Annotated in this window: 20 protein-coding genes; 3 read left to right on the top strand and 17 right to left on the bottom strand. The window is 66.2% G+C overall.

The features are described 5' to 3' along the window. Positions 1 to 22 precede the first annotated feature (22 nt). The 9 genes from BBTA_RS11965 to BBTA_RS11925 all read right to left on the bottom strand — a co-directional run bounded on the left by BBTA_RS11965 (position 23) and on the right by BBTA_RS11925 (position 9,646). Complete coding sequence (locus BBTA_RS11965; RefSeq protein WP_041751397.1) at positions 23 to 1,009, bottom strand: ABC transporter substrate-binding protein; 987 nt, start codon at positions 1,007 to 1,009, stop codon at positions 23 to 25. A gap of 23 nt (positions 1,010 to 1,032) precedes the next feature. Further along, the gene (locus BBTA_RS11960) at positions 1,033 to 1,899 is read right to left on the bottom strand and encodes an ABC transporter ATP-binding protein (protein WP_012042747.1); all 867 of its coding nucleotides are present in this window, start codon (positions 1,897 to 1,899) and stop codon (positions 1,033 to 1,035) included. Beyond that, positions 1,896 to 3,311 carry an allophanate hydrolase gene (gene atzF / locus BBTA_RS11955; protein WP_012042746.1) on the bottom strand — a complete coding sequence of 472 codons (1,416 nt, stop codon included), beginning with the start codon at positions 3,309 to 3,311 and terminating at the stop codon, positions 1,896 to 1,898. Before atzF ends, BBTA_RS11960 begins: the two co-directional genes overlap by 4 nt. Then, positions 3,308 to 4,741, bottom strand: a complete 1,434-nt coding sequence (locus tag BBTA_RS11950; RefSeq protein WP_012042745.1) for an amidase — start codon at positions 4,739 to 4,741, stop codon at positions 3,308 to 3,310. Before BBTA_RS11950 ends, atzF begins: the two co-directional genes overlap by 4 nt. Before the next feature lie 323 nt (positions 4,742 to 5,064). Continuing rightward, positions 5,065 to 5,790 (bottom strand): ABC transporter ATP-binding protein, encoded by a 726-nt coding sequence (locus BBTA_RS11945; RefSeq protein WP_012042744.1) that lies wholly within the window; start codon positions 5,788 to 5,790, stop codon positions 5,065 to 5,067. Then, positions 5,787 to 6,536, bottom strand: a complete 750-nt coding sequence (locus BBTA_RS11940; RefSeq protein WP_012042743.1) for an ABC transporter ATP-binding protein — start codon at positions 6,534 to 6,536, stop codon at positions 5,787 to 5,789. Before BBTA_RS11940 ends, BBTA_RS11945 begins: the two co-directional genes overlap by 4 nt. Continuing rightward, complete coding sequence (locus BBTA_RS11935; RefSeq protein ID WP_012042742.1) at positions 6,518 to 7,510, bottom strand: branched-chain amino acid ABC transporter permease; 993 nt, start codon at positions 7,508 to 7,510, stop codon at positions 6,518 to 6,520. Before BBTA_RS11935 ends, BBTA_RS11940 begins: the two co-directional genes overlap by 19 nt. Positions 7,511 to 7,516: 6 nt before the next feature. Beyond that, on the bottom strand, positions 7,517 to 8,395 hold the full coding sequence (locus BBTA_RS11930; RefSeq protein ID WP_012042741.1) for a branched-chain amino acid ABC transporter permease: 879 nt from the start codon (positions 8,393 to 8,395) through the stop codon (positions 7,517 to 7,519). Positions 8,396 to 8,407: 12 nt separating this feature from the next. Continuing rightward, a complete protein-coding gene (locus BBTA_RS11925; RefSeq protein WP_168167884.1) occupies positions 8,408 to 9,646 on the bottom strand; it encodes an ABC transporter substrate-binding protein in 1,239 nt (412 codons plus the stop codon). A 254-nt stretch (positions 9,647 to 9,900) separates the two neighbouring features. On the opposite strand from BBTA_RS11925, the gene BBTA_RS11920 reads away from it, so the two are divergent. From BBTA_RS11920 to BBTA_RS11910, 3 genes are all read left to right on the top strand, one after another. After that, on the top strand, positions 9,901 to 11,175 hold the full coding sequence (locus BBTA_RS11920; RefSeq protein WP_012042739.1) for an acyl-CoA dehydrogenase family protein: 1,275 nt from the start codon (positions 9,901 to 9,903) through the stop codon (positions 11,173 to 11,175). A 176-nt stretch (positions 11,176 to 11,351) separates the two neighbouring features. Further along, positions 11,352 to 11,738 carry a RidA family protein gene (locus BBTA_RS11915; protein WP_041750577.1) on the top strand — a complete coding sequence of 129 codons (387 nt, stop codon included), beginning with the start codon at positions 11,352 to 11,354 and terminating at the stop codon, positions 11,736 to 11,738. 18 nt (positions 11,739 to 11,756) lie between these two features. Then, positions 11,757 to 12,053, top strand: a complete 297-nt coding sequence (locus tag BBTA_RS11910) for a DUF1330 domain-containing protein (RefSeq protein WP_012042737.1) — start codon at positions 11,757 to 11,759, stop codon at positions 12,051 to 12,053. Positions 12,054 to 12,688: 635 nt separating this feature from the next. Here the strand turns inward: BBTA_RS11910 and BBTA_RS11905 are convergent. From BBTA_RS11905 to BBTA_RS11870, 8 genes are all read right to left on the bottom strand, one after another. Next, positions 12,689 to 13,939 carry an SfnB family sulfur acquisition oxidoreductase gene (locus BBTA_RS11905; protein ID WP_012042736.1) on the bottom strand — a complete coding sequence of 417 codons (1,251 nt, stop codon included), beginning with the start codon at positions 13,937 to 13,939 and terminating at the stop codon, positions 12,689 to 12,691. A 67-nt stretch (positions 13,940 to 14,006) separates the two neighbouring features. Further along, a complete protein-coding gene (locus tag BBTA_RS11900; protein ID WP_012042735.1) occupies positions 14,007 to 15,248 on the bottom strand; it encodes an SfnB family sulfur acquisition oxidoreductase in 1,242 nt (413 codons plus the stop codon). Positions 15,249 to 15,287: 39 nt separating this feature from the next. Continuing rightward, positions 15,288 to 16,550, bottom strand: a complete 1,263-nt coding sequence (locus BBTA_RS11895; protein ID WP_041750576.1) for an SfnB family sulfur acquisition oxidoreductase — start codon at positions 16,548 to 16,550, stop codon at positions 15,288 to 15,290. 51 nt (positions 16,551 to 16,601) lie between these two features. Further along, a complete protein-coding gene (locus BBTA_RS11890; RefSeq protein WP_012042733.1) occupies positions 16,602 to 17,396 on the bottom strand; it encodes an ABC transporter ATP-binding protein in 795 nt (264 codons plus the stop codon). 24 nt (positions 17,397 to 17,420) lie between these two features. Beyond that, positions 17,421 to 18,710, bottom strand: a complete 1,290-nt coding sequence (locus tag BBTA_RS11885; RefSeq protein WP_012042732.1) for an ABC transporter substrate-binding protein — start codon at positions 18,708 to 18,710, stop codon at positions 17,421 to 17,423. A gap of 105 nt (positions 18,711 to 18,815) precedes the next feature. Continuing rightward, on the bottom strand, positions 18,816 to 19,913 hold the full coding sequence (locus BBTA_RS11880; protein ID WP_012042731.1) for a branched-chain amino acid ABC transporter permease: 1,098 nt from the start codon (positions 19,911 to 19,913) through the stop codon (positions 18,816 to 18,818). A 3-nt stretch (positions 19,914 to 19,916) separates the two neighbouring features. Then, the gene (locus BBTA_RS11875) at positions 19,917 to 20,798 is read right to left on the bottom strand and encodes a branched-chain amino acid ABC transporter permease (protein WP_012042730.1); all 882 of its coding nucleotides are present in this window, start codon (positions 20,796 to 20,798) and stop codon (positions 19,917 to 19,919) included. Between the two features lie 7 nt (positions 20,799 to 20,805). Further along, positions 20,806 to 21,576 (bottom strand): ABC transporter ATP-binding protein, encoded by a 771-nt coding sequence (locus tag BBTA_RS11870; RefSeq protein WP_012042729.1) that lies wholly within the window; start codon positions 21,574 to 21,576, stop codon positions 20,806 to 20,808. Positions 21,577 to 21,578 lie beyond the last annotated feature (2 nt).

Raw genomic sequence — 21,578 nt, 5'->3', positions numbered from 1 at the left:
AGGCTTGGCGCGAGCCGCGAGATCATTTGGACAGCGCGTTCAGGTCCGGCGCGAGCGCGCCGATCGGGCCATCGGCGAGATAGCCGCGCAGCCCGGCCCGATCGATGCTCGCACCCTTGATGATGCCCTTCGCCTCGACCCATTTGGCCTCGGCTTCGAGCACATCGAGCAACCCGGTCTGGAAGCCGAGGCGGAAGGTGTATTCAGCCCAGGCTTGGTCGACGGTAGCGGCGCTCAGTGCGCCCTGGGCCGCTGCGACGACCGCAGCCTTCGCCGACGCCGGATCGTTGCGGATGAGCTCGCTCGCCTTCAACAGCGCAGCGAGGAATTTCTTGATGTCGCCGGGCTGCTGCTCGATCGCCTTGCGTGACGCCGACACCACCATGTAGGCGTCGTAGTCCTTGCTGACGATCTCGCGGTAGCGTTCACCGAGGATCTCCCTCGCCTTGCCGTAGTAGTCGGGGAACGGGACGGCCGCCTGGATGTCGCCGCGCTCCAGCGCCGGCACGATGTCGGCGGGCGCCAGATTAACGATCTCCGCCTTCAGCCCGTTCTTCTCCAACGTCAGGTTGGTCAGGAACTCGGCATTGGTGCCAAGACTGGTCCCCACCCGCTTTCCGGCGAGATCGGCAATGCTCGTGAAGCCGAGATCGGCGCGGCCGATGATGCGGTTGCCGGTGAACCTGCCGAGTTCGGTGATGACCGCGAACTTCTGGTTCTGCAGCGCGCCGATGACCGGCGGATATTCGGCCATGAAGGCGAGATCGACCTGGCCGCCGATCAGCGCCTCGAGGCCGCGCCTGCCGCTGGGGAAGCGGACGATCTCGACGTCGAGGCCTGCCTCCTTGAAGTACCCCTTCTCGATGGCGATCGCGACCGGCGCGCTCTGCAGGCTGCCGCCCGGAAGGGTCTGGCCGAAGATCAGCTTGCCGGTGTCGGCGGCAGTCGCGCTGACAGCACCGAGCGCGAGAAACAGCAGGCTGGCCCCGATCGACTTCAATTGGCGCATGATGAATCCTTCCGTCATTGATCTCAGGTGATGTCCGTCACATGTTGCTGGCGCAGCAGGCCGATGATGTGCGCGCGCCGGTCGAGAAAGGCCTGATCGAGCCGGTCGACGGCGCGCGGCCGCGGCGTATCGACATCGATCCGGCGGATGATGCGGCCGGGCGCGGCCGACATCACGTAGACGACGTCGGCCAGGATCAGCGCCTCGTCGACGTCATGGGTGACGAACAGCACGGTGGAGCGCCGCCGGTCCCACAGGCTGAGCAGCAGCGCCTGCATCGACAGCCGGGTCTGCGCATCGAGCGCCCCGAATGGCTCGTCCATCAGCAGCACCTCGGGGCTGAGCACGAGCGTCCGCGCGATCGCGACCCGCTGCTTCATGCCGCCGGAGAGCTGGCCGGGATACTTCCGCAGATGCGCGCCGAGGCCGACCTCCGTCAGCGCGGCGATGGCGCGGTCGCGCCGCTCCGCGCGTGACAGCGACAGCTGCTTCAGCGGAAATTCGACATTGCCGAGCGCCGAGAACCAGGGGAACAGCGCAAAATTCTGGAAGACGATCCCGACCGACGAGGTCGGCCTGTTGACCACGCGACCGTCGACGGCGACCGTGCCGCGGCTGGGGCGGACGAAGCCGGCGGCGGCATTGAGCAAAGTCGACTTTCCGCACCCCGAGGGACCGATCAGCACGGCGAACTGCCCGGGCTCGATCGTGAGATCGATATCCGTGACGACATCGCTCGACTGGCGCGTCTTGTCGCCGAACGCGATCGCGACGTCCGTCATCTCGATCCGGCCCGCCCCGTCGTGACCGTCCGTGGCCGTATCTTGCGGCAGCGCGCGCGGGCGACGGCCCCCTTGATCGACCAATGTCGGGCCGAGACTGATGTTCATGGCCGGCCCTGGATCGCCACGTGCCGCGCGGCTCTTGCGCCCAGCGGCCAGCCTCCCGCGTCATGGACGCGCGCGGCGATCGTGGCGAGCCGATGGTCGGAGAACGCTGGCGCAAGCAGCGTGATGCCGAAGGGCAGCCCGTTCGGCCGGAAGCCGGCGGGGATGGCGACGGCGGCGAGATCGGCGAGATTGACGAAGTTGGTGTAGGTCCCGAGCTTGTAGTTGCGGTCGAGCGGATCGGCCTCGATCTCATCGATGCGATAGATCGTGCCGGTGGTCGGGACGACCAGGACATCGATCCGTTGCCACAGCGCTGCAATCTGTCGCTTCAGAACCTCGCAGCGCTGCTGCGCGGCAAACACTTCGGCACCGGAGATCGACCGGCCGCCTTCGAGAATCGCCCGCGTGACCGGCAGCAGCGCATCGGGCCGGCCATCGACGATGGACCGCAGCGCGCCATAGCGCTCGGCCAGCCACGGCCCCTTGAACAGCAACTGATTGAGCTCGCTGAACGGCGCATAGTCGATACTGCTATCGACGGTTCCGGACTCGCCGAGACGCCGGACGGCGGCGTCGAACAGCGCCGCGGCCTCGGCGTCGCCGAAGAAGTCGAGCGATCCGCGGTCCGGAATGCCAAACCGGATCGGTGTGACAACCTCCTCTGGCGCCAACGCATGCTGCCTTGAAAACGGATCATGGGCGTCGTAGCCGCGCGCGACGTCGAAGACCCTCCGCGCATCCGGCACGGTGAGCGCGAAGATCGAGACCGTCTCGATCGAGCGGCACGCCGGCACGGTGCCGGCGCCGCTGATCAATCCGCGCGTCGGCTTCAATCCGACGATATTGTTGAACGCCGCCGGGACCCGGCCCGAGCCGCCGGTGTCGGTGCCGAGCGCGACGCTCACGAGACCGCTTGCGACCGACACCGCGGCGCCCGAGCTCGATCCGCCGGGAATGTAGGCCGCATCGAACGGATTGCGCGCCACGCCGTAGGGCGATCGCGTGCCCACCAGCCCGGTCGCGAACTGATCCATGTTGGTCTTGCCGATCAGGATCGCGCCGGCCGCCAGCAGACGCTCGACCGATGGGCTGTTGGCCGCCGGCAAATAGGAAAAGCCGGGACAGGCCGACGTGGTGGCAAAGCCGGCAGCGTCGATGCAGTCCTTGACGCTGAAGGGGATGCCCCACAGCGGCAGCGCCTCGCGCTGAGCCGGCGTGAGCGCTTCGAGCTGTCGCGCGCGCGCCAGCAGGCCGTCGCGATCTGCAACGCTGATCCAGACACCGTCCTCGCCCCGGCGCGCAATCTCGCGCACCAGATGATCCACCACCGCCGATGGCGTCAGCGTACCGCTTGCGTAAGCGGCGGCCAGCCGTGGCAGCTCCAGATCGATCTCCAGCTGCGTCGCGGTCATGACGGATCACGGGGCCGGGAGAACGGACGGGCCTGTTCGAACGCCCGCGCCGCGCGCAGCACCAGGGCATCGGCGAATTTCGCGCCGATGATCTGCAGGCCCACCGGAAGGCCGGCCGCGATCAATCCCGCGGGCACCGAAGCCGCCGGCTGCTGTGTCAGGTTGAACGGATAGGTGAACGGCGAACGGATCGGGCGAGCGACCAGATCGGCCTGCGAGGCTTCGATCGCCGAGGCCGGGAAAGCGGTGGTCGGCGTGAGCAGCAGATCCCAATCCTGATGAAAGCGGCCGAAATGCCGCCCCAGCGCCTCGCGGCGATCGACCGCCTTGAGATAGCTCACGACATCGATCGAACGTCCCTTCTCGGCGACATCCTGCAGCCCCTGCTCGATCAGCGCGCGCCGCTCCGGATCGAACGACTGCACCAGCTTGGCGGCGCCTGCAAACCAGAACGTCTGGAAGATGTCGAACGGATCCTCGATGCCCGGATCGACCAGTTCGACCGTCGCACCGAGTCGGGCGAACGCCTTGGCCGCATCGGCCACGATGCGCTCCACCTCCGGATCGATCGACGCATAGCCGAGCGTCGGACTAAATGCGATGCGCAGGCCCTCGACGCCCTGATCGAGGCCCGCTTGCCAGGAAATGTCCTGCGCCGGCAGCGCGTGGAAGTCGCGTGCATCTGGGCGCGCGATGACGTCGAGCAACAGCGCGGCATCCTGCACGGAACGCGTCAGCGGCGTGACGTGAAACAACGTGCCGTTCTGCGATGGCGGATAGACCGGGACGCGGCCGAAGCTCGGCTTGAAGCCGAACACGCCGCTATGCGCGGCGGGAAGCCGGGTCGAGCCGCCGCCATCGGTGGCGACATGCAGCGGACCAAAGCCGATCGCAGCAGCAGCAGCCGAGCCGCCGCTGCTGCCGCCCGGCGTATGCGCGGGATTCCAGGGATTGCGGGTGATGCCGGTCAGCGGACTGTCGCCAAGCCCCTTCCAGCCGAATTCGGACGTCGTCGTCTTGCCGAGCAGCACGGCGCCCTGCTCGCGCAGCCGCGCCGTGGCCGGCGAATCCTCGCTCCAATCCTGTGCGGGATCGACGGCGCGGCTGCCCCGCAGCGTCGGCCAGCCCTTGGCGAGAACAAGGTCCTTCAACGCCGCCGGGACACCATCGACGAGCCCGACCGGCTCGCCGCGCTGCCAGCGCGCCTCAGAGGCCTGCGCAGCTGCCAGCGCAGCGTCGGCATCGAGCTTCGCAAACGCATTGATGCGCGGCTCCAGGCGCGCGATCCGGTCGAGCACCGCGCGGACGACCTCGACCGGCGACAATGTCCTGGCGCGGTAGTGTTCGACCAATTCGACCGCGGAGAGCAGGCTCGGATCGCTCGACGATGACGGCTTAGCCGCGCGCAGCGGTGTGTTCTGAGCAGACATGCGGCCTCACCTTCCCGTTCCGAGAACGATTGATCAGAGATCATGATCGCTAGGGGCTGGATGGGCCGGATTGCAGCAATTAATTGCCGCGGGATCATTGCCGTCCTGATTTGTAAGAACTTGCTACTTCGAGGCGCAATGCGGGCAATAGCGTTCTCTCGTCCACGACGTCGCGAGCTAATTAGGCCACCATGTGTGGTCCCATACTGCCATCACAAGCCGAAGAGCGATCCGGCGCGACGGCCAGAGAACCCTCTGCCGTCCCAAGTGCGGCTCTACGTTGATCCCTGCCTGGCGCGGGTCGGCCCTTGGCCAGCGGCTATTCAGGCCCGCTCGGTCTCACGCAGATCGATGCCGAGGTGCTGTCCGATGATCTGGGATTGCAGGATGTCCTGCCGGCTGCCGTGAAAGACGACGGCGTCGCGGCTGAGCACGTAGAAGACGTCGCCCAGACCGAGCGCCAGCTGCAGATTCTGCTCGACGAGCAGGACTGCGATTCCTCGCGTGCGCATCTGCACAATGGCCTCGCGAATGGCCGCGACCATGACGGGCGCGAGCCCTTCCGACGGCTCGTCGAGCAGCAATAGGCGCGGCTCGGCTGCGAGCGCGCGGGCGATCGCCAGCATCTGCTGCTGTCCGCCGCTCAGCGTCCCCGCGCGCTGCTTCAGCTTGCCGCGCAGATCCGGAAACGGCGCGATCGCCGCCTCGGCCCGCGCTTGTGCCGAACGGGGACCTGTGATCTCGGCTGCGACGCGGATGTTCTCCTCGACCGTGAGGGAGGCGAAGACGCGGCGGTCCTCGGGCACCCAGGCAATGCCGCGCGCGCAGACCCGATGCGGCGGCAGCCCCGCGATCCGCTGGCCCTCGAACGACAGCTCACCCTGGCTCGGCGCCACCAGCCCCATGATCGTGCGCAACGTCGTGCTCTTGCCGACGCCGTTGCGGCCGAGCAGGCAGACGATCTCGCCCGGGCGCACGTCGAGATCGATGCCGTGAAGGATGTGGGCCGATCCCAGATGGACGTGAACCGCCTTGAGATGCAGCGTCATCGATCGACACTCCGTCCCAGATAGGCCTCTTGCACGGCCGCATCCCGGCTGACCGCCTCCGGCGTGCCGGTCGCGATCGCCCGCCCCTGTGCCATCACCGTGATCCGGTCCGACAGTCCCAGCACGAGATCGATATCGTGCTCGACCAGCAGCACCGCCGTGGTGCGCGCCAGCTGGCGCACCAGCCGGCCGATCAGACCGGCATCGCCGGCGGACATTCCCGCCGTCGGCTCGTCCAGCATCAGCAGCTTCGGCGCGACAGACAGCGATATGGCGATTTCAAGCACCCGCCTTTCGCCATGCGAGAGCTCGCTGGCCGCGCTTTGCGCGCGTGCCGTGAGCCCCACGGTGTCGAGGATCTCGTCGCATATCTTCGTCACCGCAGAGACTGCGGCGCCGCCGGGCCAGAAGCGGCGGTTCATGCGCAGGCGCGATCGCACGCCGAGCGCGACGTTCTCGCGCACGCTGATGTCGTCGAACACCTTCGTCACCTGGAAGGTGCGCGAAAGCCCGGCCGAGACCAGCCGGTGCGACGGCCATCCCGTGACGTCGCAGCCGTCGAGCTCGATGCGGCCCGCCGTCGGCGCCAGAAAGCCGGAGATGCAGTTGAAGGCCGTGGTCTTGCCGGCGCCGTTGGGACCGATCAGCGCATGGATCTGCCCTGGCTCCACGGACAGCACGAGTCCGTCGACCGCGCGCAGCGATCCGAAACGACGGACCAGGCCGGTTACCGTGAGAAGCGCCATCGGAGCTTGCCAAATTGCGCGGGCAGGCCCGCAAGGCCCGACGGGAAGGCGATGACGACCACGACGAAGATCAGGCCGAACACGAACTGCCAGATCGCGAGCGTCGAGGTCAGGACGTCGTGCAGGAAGACGAAGCACACCGCGCCGAGGACGGGCCCGACGATGGTGCCGAGGCCGCCGAAGATCGTCATGATCAGGACGTTTCCGGATTCGCTCCAATGCAGCGACATCGGCGTGGTGCCGGCCTTGAGGAACACCATGAGCCCGCCGGCGAGACCGGCCAGCATCCAGGAGATCACGAAGGCCAGCCATTTGTGCAGGCGAACGTCGATCCCGATCGAGGCGGCGCGGATGTCGTTGGTGCGGATCGCCCGCAGCGTCGCACCGAACGGCGATTTCAGCACCAGCGCGAGACCCGCCAGCGTCGCCATCATCACGACCGACACGAGAATGTAGAAGGGCGCTCCGTTTTTGATCGTGGCGCCGAACAGGCGTGGCAAGGGGACACCGAGGAGTCCATCCATGCCTTCGGTGACTGCCCGCCAGGCGATCGCCACCTGATAGAGCACCTGCGCGATGCACAGCGAGACGATCGAGAATGCGACTCCCGACAGCCGGATCGCGACCGCACCGGCCAGCGCGGCGACGATGAAGACCACCGCCTCGGCGAACAGCAGCGACAAGATAACATCCGCCGACACCTCGCGCGCGAAATAGCCGGCCGCGTAGCCACCAAGCCCGAAGCCCGCCGCGTGCCCGAAGCTGAGCAGCCCGGCATGACCGCTGAGCAGATTGAGGCTCATCGCCCAGATCGCGAGCACGAAGGCCTCGGTCAACAGCGTGATGGTGAACGGCTTGGCCAGCCACGGCGCGGCCAGGATGGCCGCCAGCGCGAGCGCACCAACACCGATCGTGACGAGAGCGCTCGTCCGACCCGACGCCGCAGTGCCGATCGTTGATGAGGTGAGCGTCATGAGCGGTCAGGCGATCCGGCCGGTTGCGAAAATGCCGGTCGGACGTGCGACCAGGACGGAAGCGACGATGAGGAACAGCAAGGCGGTCGACCAGTCCGCGAGATAGGCCCCGCCAACCGCCTTCGTGACCGACACCACGGCCGCGCCGATCGTCGACCCCTTGAGGCTGCCGAGGCCGCCCAGTACGACGACCAGGAACGAGTCGATCAGGATCGACAGCCCCATCTCCGGATGAACCGCGAAGATCGGCGCCCCGAGCGCGCCGGCAAAGCCCGCGAGCCCGGCCGCATAGCCGAACACCTGCCACAGCAATCTGGAGCGATCGACGCCGATGGCTTCCGCCATCTCCGCGTCGTCAGCGATCGCGCGGATGCGCAGGCCGAGTGGCGTCCATTGCACGATCGCCAACACGCCCGCGGCCATGAGCAGCGACAATCCCGCCGCGGCGAAGCGATAGATGGGGAAGTCGTTGGAAAGCACCTGAACGATGCCCTCGAAGCCGAGCGGCGGCTTCACGATCGTCGTGCTGGTGCCCCAGAGATATTCGATGCCGCCGACCAGCATCGCGGAGAGACCGAAGGTCGCCAGCAGCGTATCCACCTCCGGCCGCTTGCGCAGACGCCGGATCAGCCCCGCCTCCAGCGCGAGGCCGATGCCCGTCAGCACGACGGGCACCACCGCGAGCGCGAGCCAGAAGCCTGCGCCGACCCGCATCACCGAGATCAGCACGTAGCCGCCCAGCGCGTAGAACGCGCCATGCGCAAAGTTGACGACACGGCCGAGGCCGAACACCAGGCTGAGACCGAGACTCGTCAGCAGCAGGAAGGAGCCGTAGACGAGCCCGTTGACGATATTGACGAACAGGAAGTTGAGCTCGTGCGCCATCCGACGGCGCCACTATTTGGCAGCCGCGGTCGTGCCATCGAGCCGGCAGCCATACTCCGCCGCCGACTTCGGCAGCGACAGGCTGGCCGGCACCGCCGTCGGACGCTGCGCATAGCTCGCGCCATATTTCGGCGCGGCCAGCTTTTCGTAAGGACCGAGGAACAGCGGCGCCAGCGCCTCGCGTCCTCCGGCCTGGAATTTGAGCGGACCGACGGGCGTTTCGGACTCGACCGTCTCCAGCGCCTTGACGATCGCCTCCGGCGACGTCGCGTTGGCCTTCTCGATCGCGTCGAACAGAACGGTGGCCGCGCTCGCCGATTGCAGCGACTGCATGCCCGCGACACGGCCGTGCAACTGATAATGCGCCTCGTTGAAGCCGCGCGTCACCGGCCACTGCTCCTCGGTCCGCCATGCCGCCCACGAGCCCGCCGAGATCACGCCGGTCGACGCCTCGCCGAGCTTGTCGACCAGCCAGTCGGGCAGCCCGATCGGCGACACCAGCACGGCGTCCTTGGTGAGACCGAACTCATTGGCCTGCTGAATGAACTGCAGCAGGGGCACGCCGAGCGTCACCGGCGCGATCACCACCGTGGCGCCGGACGCCTTGGCCTGCGCGATGAACGGCGCCCAATCCGAGGTGTCGAGCGGCGCAAAGGCCTCGCCGGCATATTGCACGGCCTTCACCCCCTTGGTCGCGCCGGCCACCAGCCGCGCCCACGGATAGTCGTGCCCGATCGTGAACCATTTGGCGTTATGCAGCCGCGGCGTCTGCGCGATCAGCGCTTCGAGCGAGACCACCGACATCAGGTCCTCGGGGTTGGTGCGAAACACCCAGCGATTGCAGCGCTCGCGCGTGATCGCGGCCGATCCCGAATTCGAGGTGACGATCGGCACGCCGAGCCGGTCGGCCACCGACAACAGCGCCAGCGTCTCGACGGTGCTGGTGCCGAGGATGGCAGCGACGTTGTCCTGCTGGACCAGCTTGGTCGCCTTGGTCACCGCCGTCTGGGCGTTGAACAGACTCTCCTCGACCACGAGCTCGATCGGCCGCCCCAGCAGCTTGCCGCGCTGACGCACGACGGTCTCGATCCCGGCGAGGATATCATCGCCGATCGGCTTGGATGGACCGCTGCGGACGGTGAGCACGCCGATCCGGATCGGGTCGGGCCCCGCGATGGCACCCGACATGGTCATCGAAACGCCTGCGAGCACGGCAGCCGCCAGCACGCGTAGTCCACCGATCCGTCTCATTTTCATTCGTCCCCCAGAGCTGCCTGAGCTACAAAGCTGACATGCACGCTGTGCGACATTCAAGCTGACAGCAGCGCTTCGGAACAAATTGCATGACCATTCCATGCCCGCGCGCCAGATCGTGGACCGCATGCTCCGGCGCGGCCGAAGATGGAAACACTTTTCCTCGGAAAGTTGAGATACTCAGCCCAGCAATGACGAGCCGAGCAGCGGAGCCGACGGGAGCGTCGCTCCACCAGAGCGGAGAGCCCCCGATGCCGACCCATGCGCAACGCCTCCGCCACGACGGCCCCGCTGCAGCTGATGATGACGATCAGAACCGCATTGCGCAGGCCCGCGCGCTGAAGCCGCTGCTCGAACGGCAAAGCCGCGACACGGACACCACCGGGACCATTGCGGCTCCCGTTCTTGCCGCGCTGCACGACAACCGGATCTTCCGCGCCACCCTGCCCCGGTCGGTCGGCGGTCTGGAGTTGCGCCCTGAGATTCATGCGCAGATCATAGCCGCGATTGCCGAGGGCGATGCGAGCGTGGCGTGGTGCGTGGCGCAATCGGCCTGCGCCAGCTCGATCTCCGCCTACCTCGCGCCCGAGGTTCTCCACGCCATCTTCAGCGACCCGCGCGCGGTCTTCACCTTCGGATTTGCCAGCATCGATCCGCCCTGCCTGGCGATCCCCGTCACCGGCGGATGGCGCGTGACGGGCACCTGGAGCTTCGGCAGCAGCAGCCGCGTCGCGACCTGGCTCGGCGGCCATTCCCGCCTGACCGACGCCAACGGCGTGCCGCTCAAAGACGCTGCGGGGCGCCCTGTCGAACGCACAATGATCTTCCGGCGCGAGGACGCCACCATCCATCCGGACACGTGGGACGTGATGGGCCTGCGCGGCACCGGCAGCGACACCTATTCGGTCACGGATCTGTTCGTCCCGGCCGGCTACGGCGCGGTGCCGCGCGGCCGCGGGCGCGACCACAATCTGCCGGAGGACGTGGTCGCCGAAGCCGAGCCGGAGCGCCGCGAGGCCGGCCTTCTCTATCGTCATTCGATGCAGCTGATCGCCTGCTCCGGCCTGTCGTCGGTCGCGATCGGCGCAGCGCGGGCGATGTTCGATCAGTTCGTCCAGCTCGCGCGCGGCAAGACGCCGTCCAATGCGATCCCGCTGCGCGACGACGGCTGGATCCAGGCGCGCGTCGCCCAGGCGGATTCGCTGATCTCAGCCGCCCAGGCCTGGCTGCTGCAGCTGCTGCGCGAGGCCTGGGAGCAATGCGCGACCGACGGCGCGATCAGCTTCCCCCTGCGGATCAAGATCCGGCAGGCCTGCACGCACCAGATCGACTGCGCGCGCGATGCCGCCAACATCCTGTTCAAGGAGGCCGGCTCCACCGCCCTGTTCCGCCACAACGGATTCGAGCAGCGCTTCCGCGACATCCACGCCGTCTCCAACCAGGTCCAGGGCAGCATCGCCCGCCTCGAAGCGGCGGGGCAGTATCATCTCGGCCTGCCCCCGCAACAGCTGACGCTGATTCCGTGAGCAGCGGCTTAACGTAATTCCGCCGGTTGTACGGTGAACCATCGCTCGTGACCCGCAACGGAGTGCCAATCTGTCTTGTCCTGACTTAGAACTGATAGACTGCAACCGTGTCGGACTCCTCTACTGCCCCGAATGCAATCGTGATCCGCTCATCTTCTCGCACAGGAACGATCGCTATGCGCGCGCTAATTCCATCAACAATCCGTCCGCCCTTGGCTCGTTATAGCCACGGCCTCGCCGTACCGGCCAACCATCGGCTGGTGATCACGGCCGGACAGCTCGGAATCGATCGAGACGACAACATCCCCCCCGACAGCGAAGCCCAAGCCGAGATCTGCCTTGCCAATATCGAGGCTATTCTGGCGGAAGACAGCATGACAATGGAAAACGTCATTCGCCTCAGCGTTTACGTCACAGGTCGCGAGCACATGGAAGGCTATCGGCGCGCGCGGGACCGGCGCTTCCCGGGGACGCCCCCGACGACAACATTGATCGTGGTCGCCGGGCTGGTCAGGCCGGAGTTCGTCATCGAGATTGAAGCTATCGCCGCCGCAATCGTCTGAATGGAAGGGAGATGAGGGATGCCTTCTTATGTAGTTGGACTTCACCAGATAACGGACCACACCAGATTCGACGAGTACAGGAACCAGATCGGGCCGCTAGTTGCAAAATTTGGCGGCCGTTATTTGACGCGGGGCGAAAATCTGAGAATGCCCGAGGGCGGATATTGGAAACCTGAGCGCGTCGTGGTGATAGAGTTTCCGGATAGGGCGGCGATTAATGAGTGGTATTCATCACCCGAGTATCAGCCCCTGATCGAACTCCGCAAGGGTTGTCAAAGCGTGAACGACATGACGTTCTTCATGGACGGTGTCTAACGGCAAGCATCAGGGTCGGGCCCTGGCCCATTGCAGCCGTTTCAGTCGAGGCCGGCGACGTTCCGTGGCGCGACGCCCCGCAACCCAGCCCTGCGCAAATTGCCCGTCGTGCCACTCTGTCGCAGGCCGCGACGCTTGTGTCGTCGGGCAAATCAGATCGATGCTCCACGCCGTCCCGCGCTCGCTGGAGGGGCGTTTCGCGATCGTCACGAACCGTGGAGCGTGGGATGCGGTGGCCGCGATCGGTCGCAGCGCGCTCCTCAGGGCGTGCGGACGAACGGCAGGTTGCGGACGTGAAGACGCGTGGTCCTGGCGCCCCGACGCTGGCGCTAAGCTTCCGGGTGATGATGAGCCCGAAAGCGACGGTGGCTATCAAGCCGGCACACCGAGGAGAGCGCGACATAAGCGTGAAAACCATCGCGCGGGGAATGCCGGGTGTCTTCGGCTGAACCTGTGGTGACTGCCGCCTGCTTTTTTCTGCAGGCGGGCCATGGGTGCGGCTAGCGCCCGGCATTCCCCGCGCCCTCCTCTCTCGACGAGGGCGGAACGACCGGCAAAACTCGGACGTAAGACGCCGCGAGGCTACGAACCCGCGCGCCCCGCCCGAGAGCATCGCGGGCGTCTATCAGGCCCAGTCAGCTCCACGCATGGCTCGGCGGCGAGATTCCGTTCAAGGCGTAGTTGCCGACATGGAAATACTTCCAGCGCACGGGGTCGTGCAGCGTATGGGTCCGCGCGTTGCGCCAGTGCCGGTCGAGATTGTACTGTGCCAGCGTCGAGCGCGTGCCGCCGAGCTCATGCAGCTTGTTGGTCGCAAGAATCGCGATCTCGGTGGTCAGGATCTTGGACTCGGCCACCGCGATCGTGGCCTTGGCCACGGAGGTCGCCGTCGGGTGCTCGAGGATGGTATCGACGGCGCGGCCGGCGCGCTCGAGCAGCGCTTCCGCCGCATGCAGCTTCACCTCGAGATCGCCGATCTGGGAGATCGTGAACACGTCCTCGTAGCCATGCTCCTGTCCGCTGTCGAGCCAGGGCCGGGCGTAATCGCGCACGAAGCGCTTGGTCTCCGCAATCGCGCCGGACGCGATGCCGGCATCGACGGCGGCCTGGATGATCTGGGAGATGGCGCCGTTGGCGGAGGGATTGGAGGCGCCGAGATGGGCGGGGATCACGCCCTCCTTGCCGACGCGTACGTTCTCGATCAGGACCTTGCCGCTCGCGGTCGTCCGCTGCCCGAAGCCCGACCAGTCGTCGATGATCGTGAGACCCGGCGTGTCGCGCGGCACGATGGCAAGATACACGAGGCCGTCCTCGGCGACGGCACCGATATGCACGAAGTGGGCGAACAGCGCGCCGGTCGCGTAGAACTTCTCGCCATTGACGACATGCCCGTCGCCATCGCGGGTCAACCGGGTCTCGAAGGCGCCGACCGTCTTGCTCTTGGCCTCGGAGAACGCGTTGCCGAAGCGGTAGCCCTGCAGCACGCGGTCGAACCAGAGCTTCTTCTGCTCCTCGGAGGCCACGACCCGGATCACGTCGAGCGCCGCGAAATGGTTCTGCGGCAGCTGTCCGAGCGACGGATCGGCGGCGGAGATGAGCTTGATGATTTCGGCCAGGGTCACGATCGAAACTCCGGCGCCGCCATACGCCTTGGGCACGGTGATCGCCCACAGGCCGGAGCCGGAGAAGCGATCGAGCTCGGCTGCAGGCAGCCGGCGCAGGCGATCGCGCTCCGCGGCCTCCTCGGCGAACTCGGCAGCGAGCTTCGTCGCGATCTCGATCGCCTCCGCATCGGAGGTGATGCGGTGCGCGTGCGGATGTTTCTCGAAGACCGGGGTCTGCGCGTCGGCAATGGCCCGGCGTTCAGGGACAGCGTTCATGGTCACTCCTCCTCACTCGTTGATGGTCGCGTCGCGCTTGCGGCGACCGACCGAGCAAAATGGGTTCACGATCTCAATTCCAGGCGTGACGCGGCGGCGCGATGCCGTTCAGCAGGTAGTTGCCGACGTGGAAATACTTCCAGCGCACCGGGTCGTGCAGCGTGTGCGTCCGCGCGTTGCGCCAGTGACGGTCGAGATTGTATTGCGCGAGCGTCGAGCGCGTGCCGCCGAGCTCGTGCAGCTTGCTGCCCGCGAGCACGGCAATCTCGCTCGTCGCGACCTTGGCCACCGCCACCGCGACCGACGCGGCGGCAACGCTCTGTTCGGTCGGCTCGGCGATCGCCGCATCGACGGCGCGGCCGGCCCGCTCCAGCAGCGCTTCCGCCGCATGCAGCTTGATGGTGAGGTCGCCGACCTGGGCGATGGTGAAGTAGTCCTCGTAGCCGTGCTCCTGCCCGCTATCGATCCAGGGCCGGGTCCGCTGCCGCACGAAGGACACGGTGTCGGCGATCGCACCCTTGGCGATGCCGGCATCGACGGCGGCCTGGATGATCTGCGCGACCGGACCGTTGGCCGTCGGACCATCATAGGCGAGATGCGCCGGAAACACCGCGATCGGATCGACCCTGACGCCGCGCAGCAACACGGTTCCGCTCGCCGTCGTCTTCTGGCCGAAGCCCGACCAATCGTCGACGACGGTCAGGCCTTCGGCATCCCGGCCCGCAATGGCAATGTGCACCCGGCCCTCCCTGTCGGTCGCGGCGATCGGAATGTAATGCGCGAGCAGCGCGCCGGTGGAATAGAACTTCTCGCCGTCGATCCGGAAGCCAGCGCCGTCGGGAACGATCTTCGTATCGAAAATGCCGGCATGCTTGCTCCCGGCTTCGGAAAACGCGTTGCCGAAGCGATAGCCCTGCTGCACCTTCTCGAACCAATAGGCCTTCTGCTCGTCGGAGGCCGTCAGCCGCAGCAGGTCGAGAACACCCAGATGGTTCTGCGGAATCTGGCCGAGCGACGAGTCGGCCGCTGAGATCAGCTTGATCACCTCGCCGACGGTCACGAAGGAAACGCCCGCACCACCATGGGCCTTCGGCACCGTGATGCCCCACAAGCCGCTGGCGGAGAAGCGGTCGAGTTCGGCCACCGGCAGGCGCTGATCGCGGTCCCGCTCGGCGGCGCCAATGGCAAAATCCGCCGCGAGCTGACGGGCGATGTCGATGGCTTCGGTATCCGAGCGAATGACATGGGCCTTCGGCGTCCTGTTGAAGGCCGGCGCGGCCGTGCCGAGATCTGCCGTTGCAGCTTTGCTGGACATCGATTGGCTCCCTTTTCCAAGCCGGTCACGATCAACAGTTCACAATGCGCCGTGCCGCGGCGGCTTGACGCCGTTGAGCACGAAGTCGCCGATGCGGTGATATTTCCATCGCACCGGATCGTGCAGCGTATGGGTCCGCGCGTTGCGCCAGTGCCGGTCGAGGCCGAATTCCTCCAGCGTCGAGCGCGAGCCCGTCAGCTCGAACAGCTTGCTCGCGACGAACAGCGACACGTCGGTGGCCAGCGCCTTGACCTCGGCCACGGCGATCGATGCCTCGGCGACGCCGTCCTCGGTCGGCTCATCGACCACCAAATCGACGAAATGGCCGGCGCGCTCCAGCAGCGCATTGGCGGCTTCCACCCTGATGCCGAGATCGCCGACGGCATGGACGAGATGCGGATCTTCCGTGCCTTTCTCGTATTTGGTCTCGAACCAGGGCCGCGCAAACTTCCGGGTGAAGACAAGCGTATCCGCGAGCGCTGCGCGCGCGATCCCGACATCGACGGCGGCATGGATCAGCTGCGCCACCGGCCCCATCGCGGTCGGCCGATCGAACACGTCCTGATGCGGGACCACCTGGAACGGCGCGACGGCCACGTCGTCCAGCAGCGTCGATCCCGAGCCCGTGGTGCGCTGGCCGAAGCCCGACCAGTCGTCGATCAGCGTGAGCCCCTGGGTGGCCCGCTCGAGAAAGACGATGTGCGAGCGATCCGGATCATGCGCCGCCACGACCGCGATCAGATGCGCGAACAGGGCGCCGGTGGAGTAGAATTTCTGACCGTTGAGCACCAGGCGATCGCCGTCCCGCACCAGCCTGGTCTGGAAATCGACCGGGTTACGCGTGCCGACCTCGGTGAAGGCGTTGCCGATGCGGTCGCCATCGAGGACGCGCTCGAAATAGTGGCGCTTCTGGTCCTCATTGCCGCCGAGCCGGAGCGCTTCGACCATGTAGTAATGATTCTGCGGAATCTGTCCGATGCTGGCGTCCGCGGCGGCAATGATCGCCACGACCTCCGCCAACGTCACGTTCGAAACGCCGGCACCGCCATAGGCCTTGGGCACCGTGATGCCCCACAAGCCGCTTTGCGAGAAACGCTCGATCTCGGCGATGGGAAGCCGGCGCTGGTGATCGCGGACGACGGATTCATGCGCGAACTCCGCCGCCAGCTCCTTGGCGATGGCGATCGCCTCGGCATCGCCCGCGATACGATGCGCCTTGCTGCGACGTGGCGGGATGTGCGGCGCAGGCCTGCTCGATCCAGGGATCGCCTGTTGATGCAGCTTGCGGTCGACGTTAGTCATGGTGAGGATCCTGATTATTGGAGTGTGCCGATCGGGCGGCACCGGTTGACGTCACGCGACGGGATCATGCTGGGCCAACGCCGCCGGCCGCGCACCGCTCGCTGCCGAGCCGAGATAGAATTCCGCGACGTCATCGCGCGCGGCGAGCTCGGCCGCGGTGCCGGAGGCCGCGACCCGCCCGTTCTCGAGGACGTAGCCGTGATCGGCGAAGCGCAGGACGAGATGCGCGTTCTGCTCGGCCAGGACGAAGCTGACGCCCTCTTTCGTGTTGAGGTCGCGAATGATGTGAAAGATCTCTTCGACGATGATCGGAGCCAGGCCCATCGAGGGTTCGTCCAGCAGCACGAGGGTCGGATGCGTCATCAAGGCCCGCCCGATCGCCACCATCTGCTGCTCACCGCCCGAGGTGAGGCCGCACCGCGCCTTGCGACGCTGCTTCAGACGCGGAAACCAGCTGTAGACCCGTTCAAGATCGTCGGTGAGCGCGCGACGGCTCGGCCGGCGCAGGAAACCGCCGCTGAGCAGATTCTCCTCGACGGTGAGCTGCGGAAAGACATGACGGCCTTCGAGCACCTGCACGATTCCCTTGGCAACGAGATCGGCAGGATCGAGCCGGGTCGTGACCTCGCCGCGCCATGTGATCGTGCCGCGGCTGAGATGGCCGCGTTCGGAGGCCAGGAGATTCGAGATCGCCTTCAGCGTCGTGGTCTTCCCGGCGCCGTTGGCGCCGAGAAGAGCCACGATCGAGCCTTGCGCGACCTCGAGCGAGACGCCGCGCAGCGCCAGGATCGCATGACCATACAGCACCTCGATCGCATCGAGGTCGAGGAATGGAGATGTGGTCATGACGATCCCTCCGGTCGCAGGGGCTCAGTTGGTGGCGTCACGCGGCGTGATGCCCTTTTCCTTGGCGTAGGCCGCTGCGCGCTCGTAGATCAGCGGCAGCAGCAGGTCGCGGTCGGACTTCACCCAGCCATTCGAGACGACGTTCCACTTCTCGCCATCCCATTGCAGCACCTTGCCGGCGCCGCCGCCCTCGTGGTCCTTGATCGAGAGCTTCAGCGGCTGCTGCAGTCCGGTGGCGCCGATCTCCGCGAGCCGCTTCTCCGAGAGGTCGAGATGCTCGAGGCCCCATTGCGCCTCCTCGCCATTGATCGGCCGCACGCCGAAATGCGCCTGCGCAGTCCGGATCGCCTCGACGGCAATGATGGCCTCGTCGACACCGGAATTGTAGTAGACGGAACCGAAGCTCTTCGGATCCTTCAGGTCGCTCAGCCCCTTGTCGAGGATGTGAGCCTTGAGCTTCTTGTGGATCTCGAAATCGGCGCCGGCCGGGAACGGCGTGATCGCGAGATAGCCCTTGGCGACGGCGCCGGCTGGACGCACGTCCTCTTCCGAACCGGACCAGATGCCGCCGATGATATGATCGACCGGGAAGCCGACCTTGGCGGCGGTCTTGATCGCGACCGGCGTCATCACGCCCCAGCCGCGCAGGAACACCCAGTCTGGCTTCAGCTGGCGGATCTTGGCCCATTGCGCCGACTGCTCGTTGCCCGGGTGCGGCACCGGGATCTGGATGTCCTCGAAGCCGTACGTCTTGGCGAGGTGCGCCAGCGGGACCTGGGTTTCCTTGCCATAGGGCGAGTCGTGATAGACGGTCGCGATCTTCAGACCCTTGAGCTTGTCCTTGCCGCCGACCTTCTCGGCAATGAAGTTGACCGCCGAGGACGCTTCGCTCCAGAAGCTGAAGACGACGGGGAAGCTGTAGGGGAAGACCCGGCCGTCAATCGCCTCGGTCCGGCCATAGGCAATCGTGACCAGCGGAATCTTGTCGGCCACCGATTTTTCGGTCAGCGCCTTCGAGATCGGATCGCCATGCGGCAGGAAGATCGGAACCGGCGAGCCGTTCTTGCCGGCCTTCACGCGCTCGTAGCATTCGACGCCCTTCTCGACCTCCCAATTGGTCTCGCATTCGTCCCAGACCAGCTTGATGCCGTTGATGCCGCCTTCCACCTCGTTGATGTAGCGGAAGTAGTCGATCTCGCCGGCCCAGACCGGGATGCCGCTCGAGGCGTAGGCGCCGACGCGGAAGGTTGCGAGCGGAAAATACTGCGTCTTTGCATCCTCCGCGTGAGCAGCGCCGGACGCAACCGTGGCCATGGTAGCAAGCCCCAGCGCCCTGCCGATGGTCCGCATTCTCGACTTCCGTTTCCACTCGAACATGTCCATCTCCCTCTCCCTGACTTCACAACTCGGCTGCAAATGTCATGCGCGACCACCGCGCAAATGCCGACTTCGGCGCTCGATCAGCGGCGCTAGCCTGGCCGCAGCCTGCGACAGCAGCGCCGCGAGCCCTCGCGGCTCCTTGATCAGGAACCAGATGATCAGCGCGCCAAAGAAGGCCCGCTGGAAATTCTCCAACTGTCCGGCATCGATGGCCCCGCCCAGGAGTCGGGTTCCGACATGATCGAGCAGGATCGGCAGAAGGATCATGAAGGCGGCGCCGAGATAGTTTCCGACGATGCTGCCCATGCCGCCGATGATAATCGCGAACATCACCTGGAACGACCGGTCGAGATTGAAACTGCGCGCATCGACGGTGCCGAGATAGGCAAAGCCCCAGAGCGCGCCGGCAATCCCGATGACCAGCGAGCTGACAAAGAACGCCTTCAGCTTGCCGCTCGCCACGGGAATGCCGATCACCGCTGCCGCCGTGTCCATGTCGCGGATCGCCATCCAGGTTCGGCCGGTCTGGCTGCGCACCAGCCTGACCGCGATCGCCGTGACGACGGCGACCGTCGCCAGCGTCAGCAGATAACGCCCCGCCGGGCTCGACAGGTCACGGCCGAGGATCGCGAGCCGTGGCGCCGAGATCGAGCTCGATGTCGAGTAGTTCGAGAACCAGCCATACTGGTTGAACAACCATTCCAGCAGGAACTGCGTCGCCAGGGTCGAGGCGACGAGATAGAATCCCTTGATGCGCAGGCTCGGGAGTCCCGCGATGACGCCGACCAGCCCGGAGATGATGCCGCCGAGCAGCAGGCTGACGGGCAGCGGCAACTCGGGCAGCCGCAGCAGAAGATTATAGGTCGCGTACGTCCCGACCAGCATGAAACCGCCGGTGCCGAGCGAGGCCTGCCCCGCATAGCCCATCAGCAGGTTCAGTCCGAGCGCCGTCAGCGACATGATCAGGAACGGAATCAGCACGGCGTTCAGCCAATAGTCACTTGCCACCAGCGGAAGCGCTGCGAGCAGCGCCAGCAGGGCGGTCACCGCCCCGGCGCGCCACCAGATCGTCGTGCTGCGACCGCCGGTGTCCGCGGCCACGAACTGCTCGACGGTATCCGAGCCGATGGTGGACATGCCTCAGATCCTTTCGATCGGCGCTTCGCCGAACAAACCGGCGGGCCGGACCAGGAGGAAGGCCACCGCGAGCACGTAGGAGAACCAGGTCGAGACGCTGCCTCCGAGCAGATTGCCGAGATAGATCTCGGCGAGGCTGTCGCTGGCGCCGACGATGAGGCCGCCGACGATGGCACCGGCAATGGACGTGAAGCCGCCGATGATCAGCACCGGCAGCGCCTTCAGCACGACCAGCGTCAGCGCGAATTGAACGCCCTGGCGGGCGCCCCACAGCAGGCCTGCGACCAGCGACACGAATCCAGCCACGCCCCACACGATCTGCCACAGGGACTGCAGCCGGATGCCGATCGACAGCGCCGCCTGGGGATCATCGGCGATGGCGCGCAGCGCGATGCCGGTACGCGTCCTGCTGAAGAAGATCGACAGCGCGGCGACGAGGACCGCAGCCGTACCTGCCGCGACGAGATCGAACTGGCTGACCTGGACATCGCCGAACTTGACCGGGGTGTCGATGATGCCGAGATCGAGCTCATGCACGCTGGCGCCCATCGCGATCTGCGCCAATCCCTCGATCACGAAGGACAGTCCCAGCGTCGCCATGAACAGTGTGATCTGGGGCCGGTTGACCAGCGGCCTCAATACCACGCGCTCGATGAGGATAGCGATCGCAACCATGATCGCAAGCGTGATCACCGCCGCCAGCCAGAACGGAATCTCCTTGTCACGCAGGGTGACGAAGGTGAGCGCCGCGCAGAGCACCATCGACCCTTGCGCGAAATTGAATACGCCGGATGCCTTGAAGACCAGCACGAAGCCGATCGCCACCAGCGAATACATCACACCCGCAAGCAGGCCGCCGACCAGGGTTTCAATGAAGAAGCTCATCGGCGCCTCAATGCACGGTGCCGAGATAGGCGGCGATCACATCAGGATCTCTGCGGACAGACTCCGGAGCGCCGTCCCCGACCTTCCGTCCGTAGTCGAGCACGACGACATGATGCGACAGGCCCATGACGACGCTCATGTCGTGCTCGATCAGCACGATGGTCGTCCCGAGCGCGCGGTTGGCCTCCAGGATGAAGCGGCTCATCTCATGCTTCTCGTCCTGGTTCATGCCGGCCATCGGCTCGTCGAGCAGCAGCAGGCTCGGCCGCCCGACCAGCGCGCGCGCGAGATCCACCCGCTTCTGGACGCCATAGGGCAGCGTCGCCGCGATGGTATCGCGATGCCGGGTCAGATCGAGAAACGCCAGCGTCTCATCGGCCTGGCGGGTGAATTCGCGCGTCTCCCTGCGATCCCTGGCCAAGCCGAACGCATGCTCAATGATCGAGGTGCGGCTGTGCCGGATCAGACCCGCCAGCACATTGTCCAGAACGCTGAGGTGCCTGAACAGCGCATTGTGCTGGAACGTGCGGCCGATCCCGAGATGAGCCGCATGACCAGGGCGGATCCGCACGAAGCGAGCGCCATCGAAAATGACCGCGCCACTGTCGGCGCGATAGACGCCGTTGATGATGTTCAGCAGCGAGCTCTTGCCGGCGCCGTTCGGGCCGATCAGCGCGCAGATCTCGCCGCGCTCGACCTCGAAGCTCAGGGCGTTGAGCGCCTTGATGCCCTTGAACGACAAGGACACGTCCCGCAGTTGCAGAATGGGCTCGGTCATCC

Origin of the sequence: Bradyrhizobium sp. BTAi1 (assembly GCF_000015165.1) — a bacterium.
In the GTDB taxonomy this organism is placed as follows: Bacteria; Pseudomonadota; Alphaproteobacteria; order Rhizobiales; family Xanthobacteraceae; genus Bradyrhizobium; species Bradyrhizobium denitrificans.
Note: the sequence above shows the minus strand (reverse complement) of the source record. Positions and strands in the feature narration are given on the sequence as shown.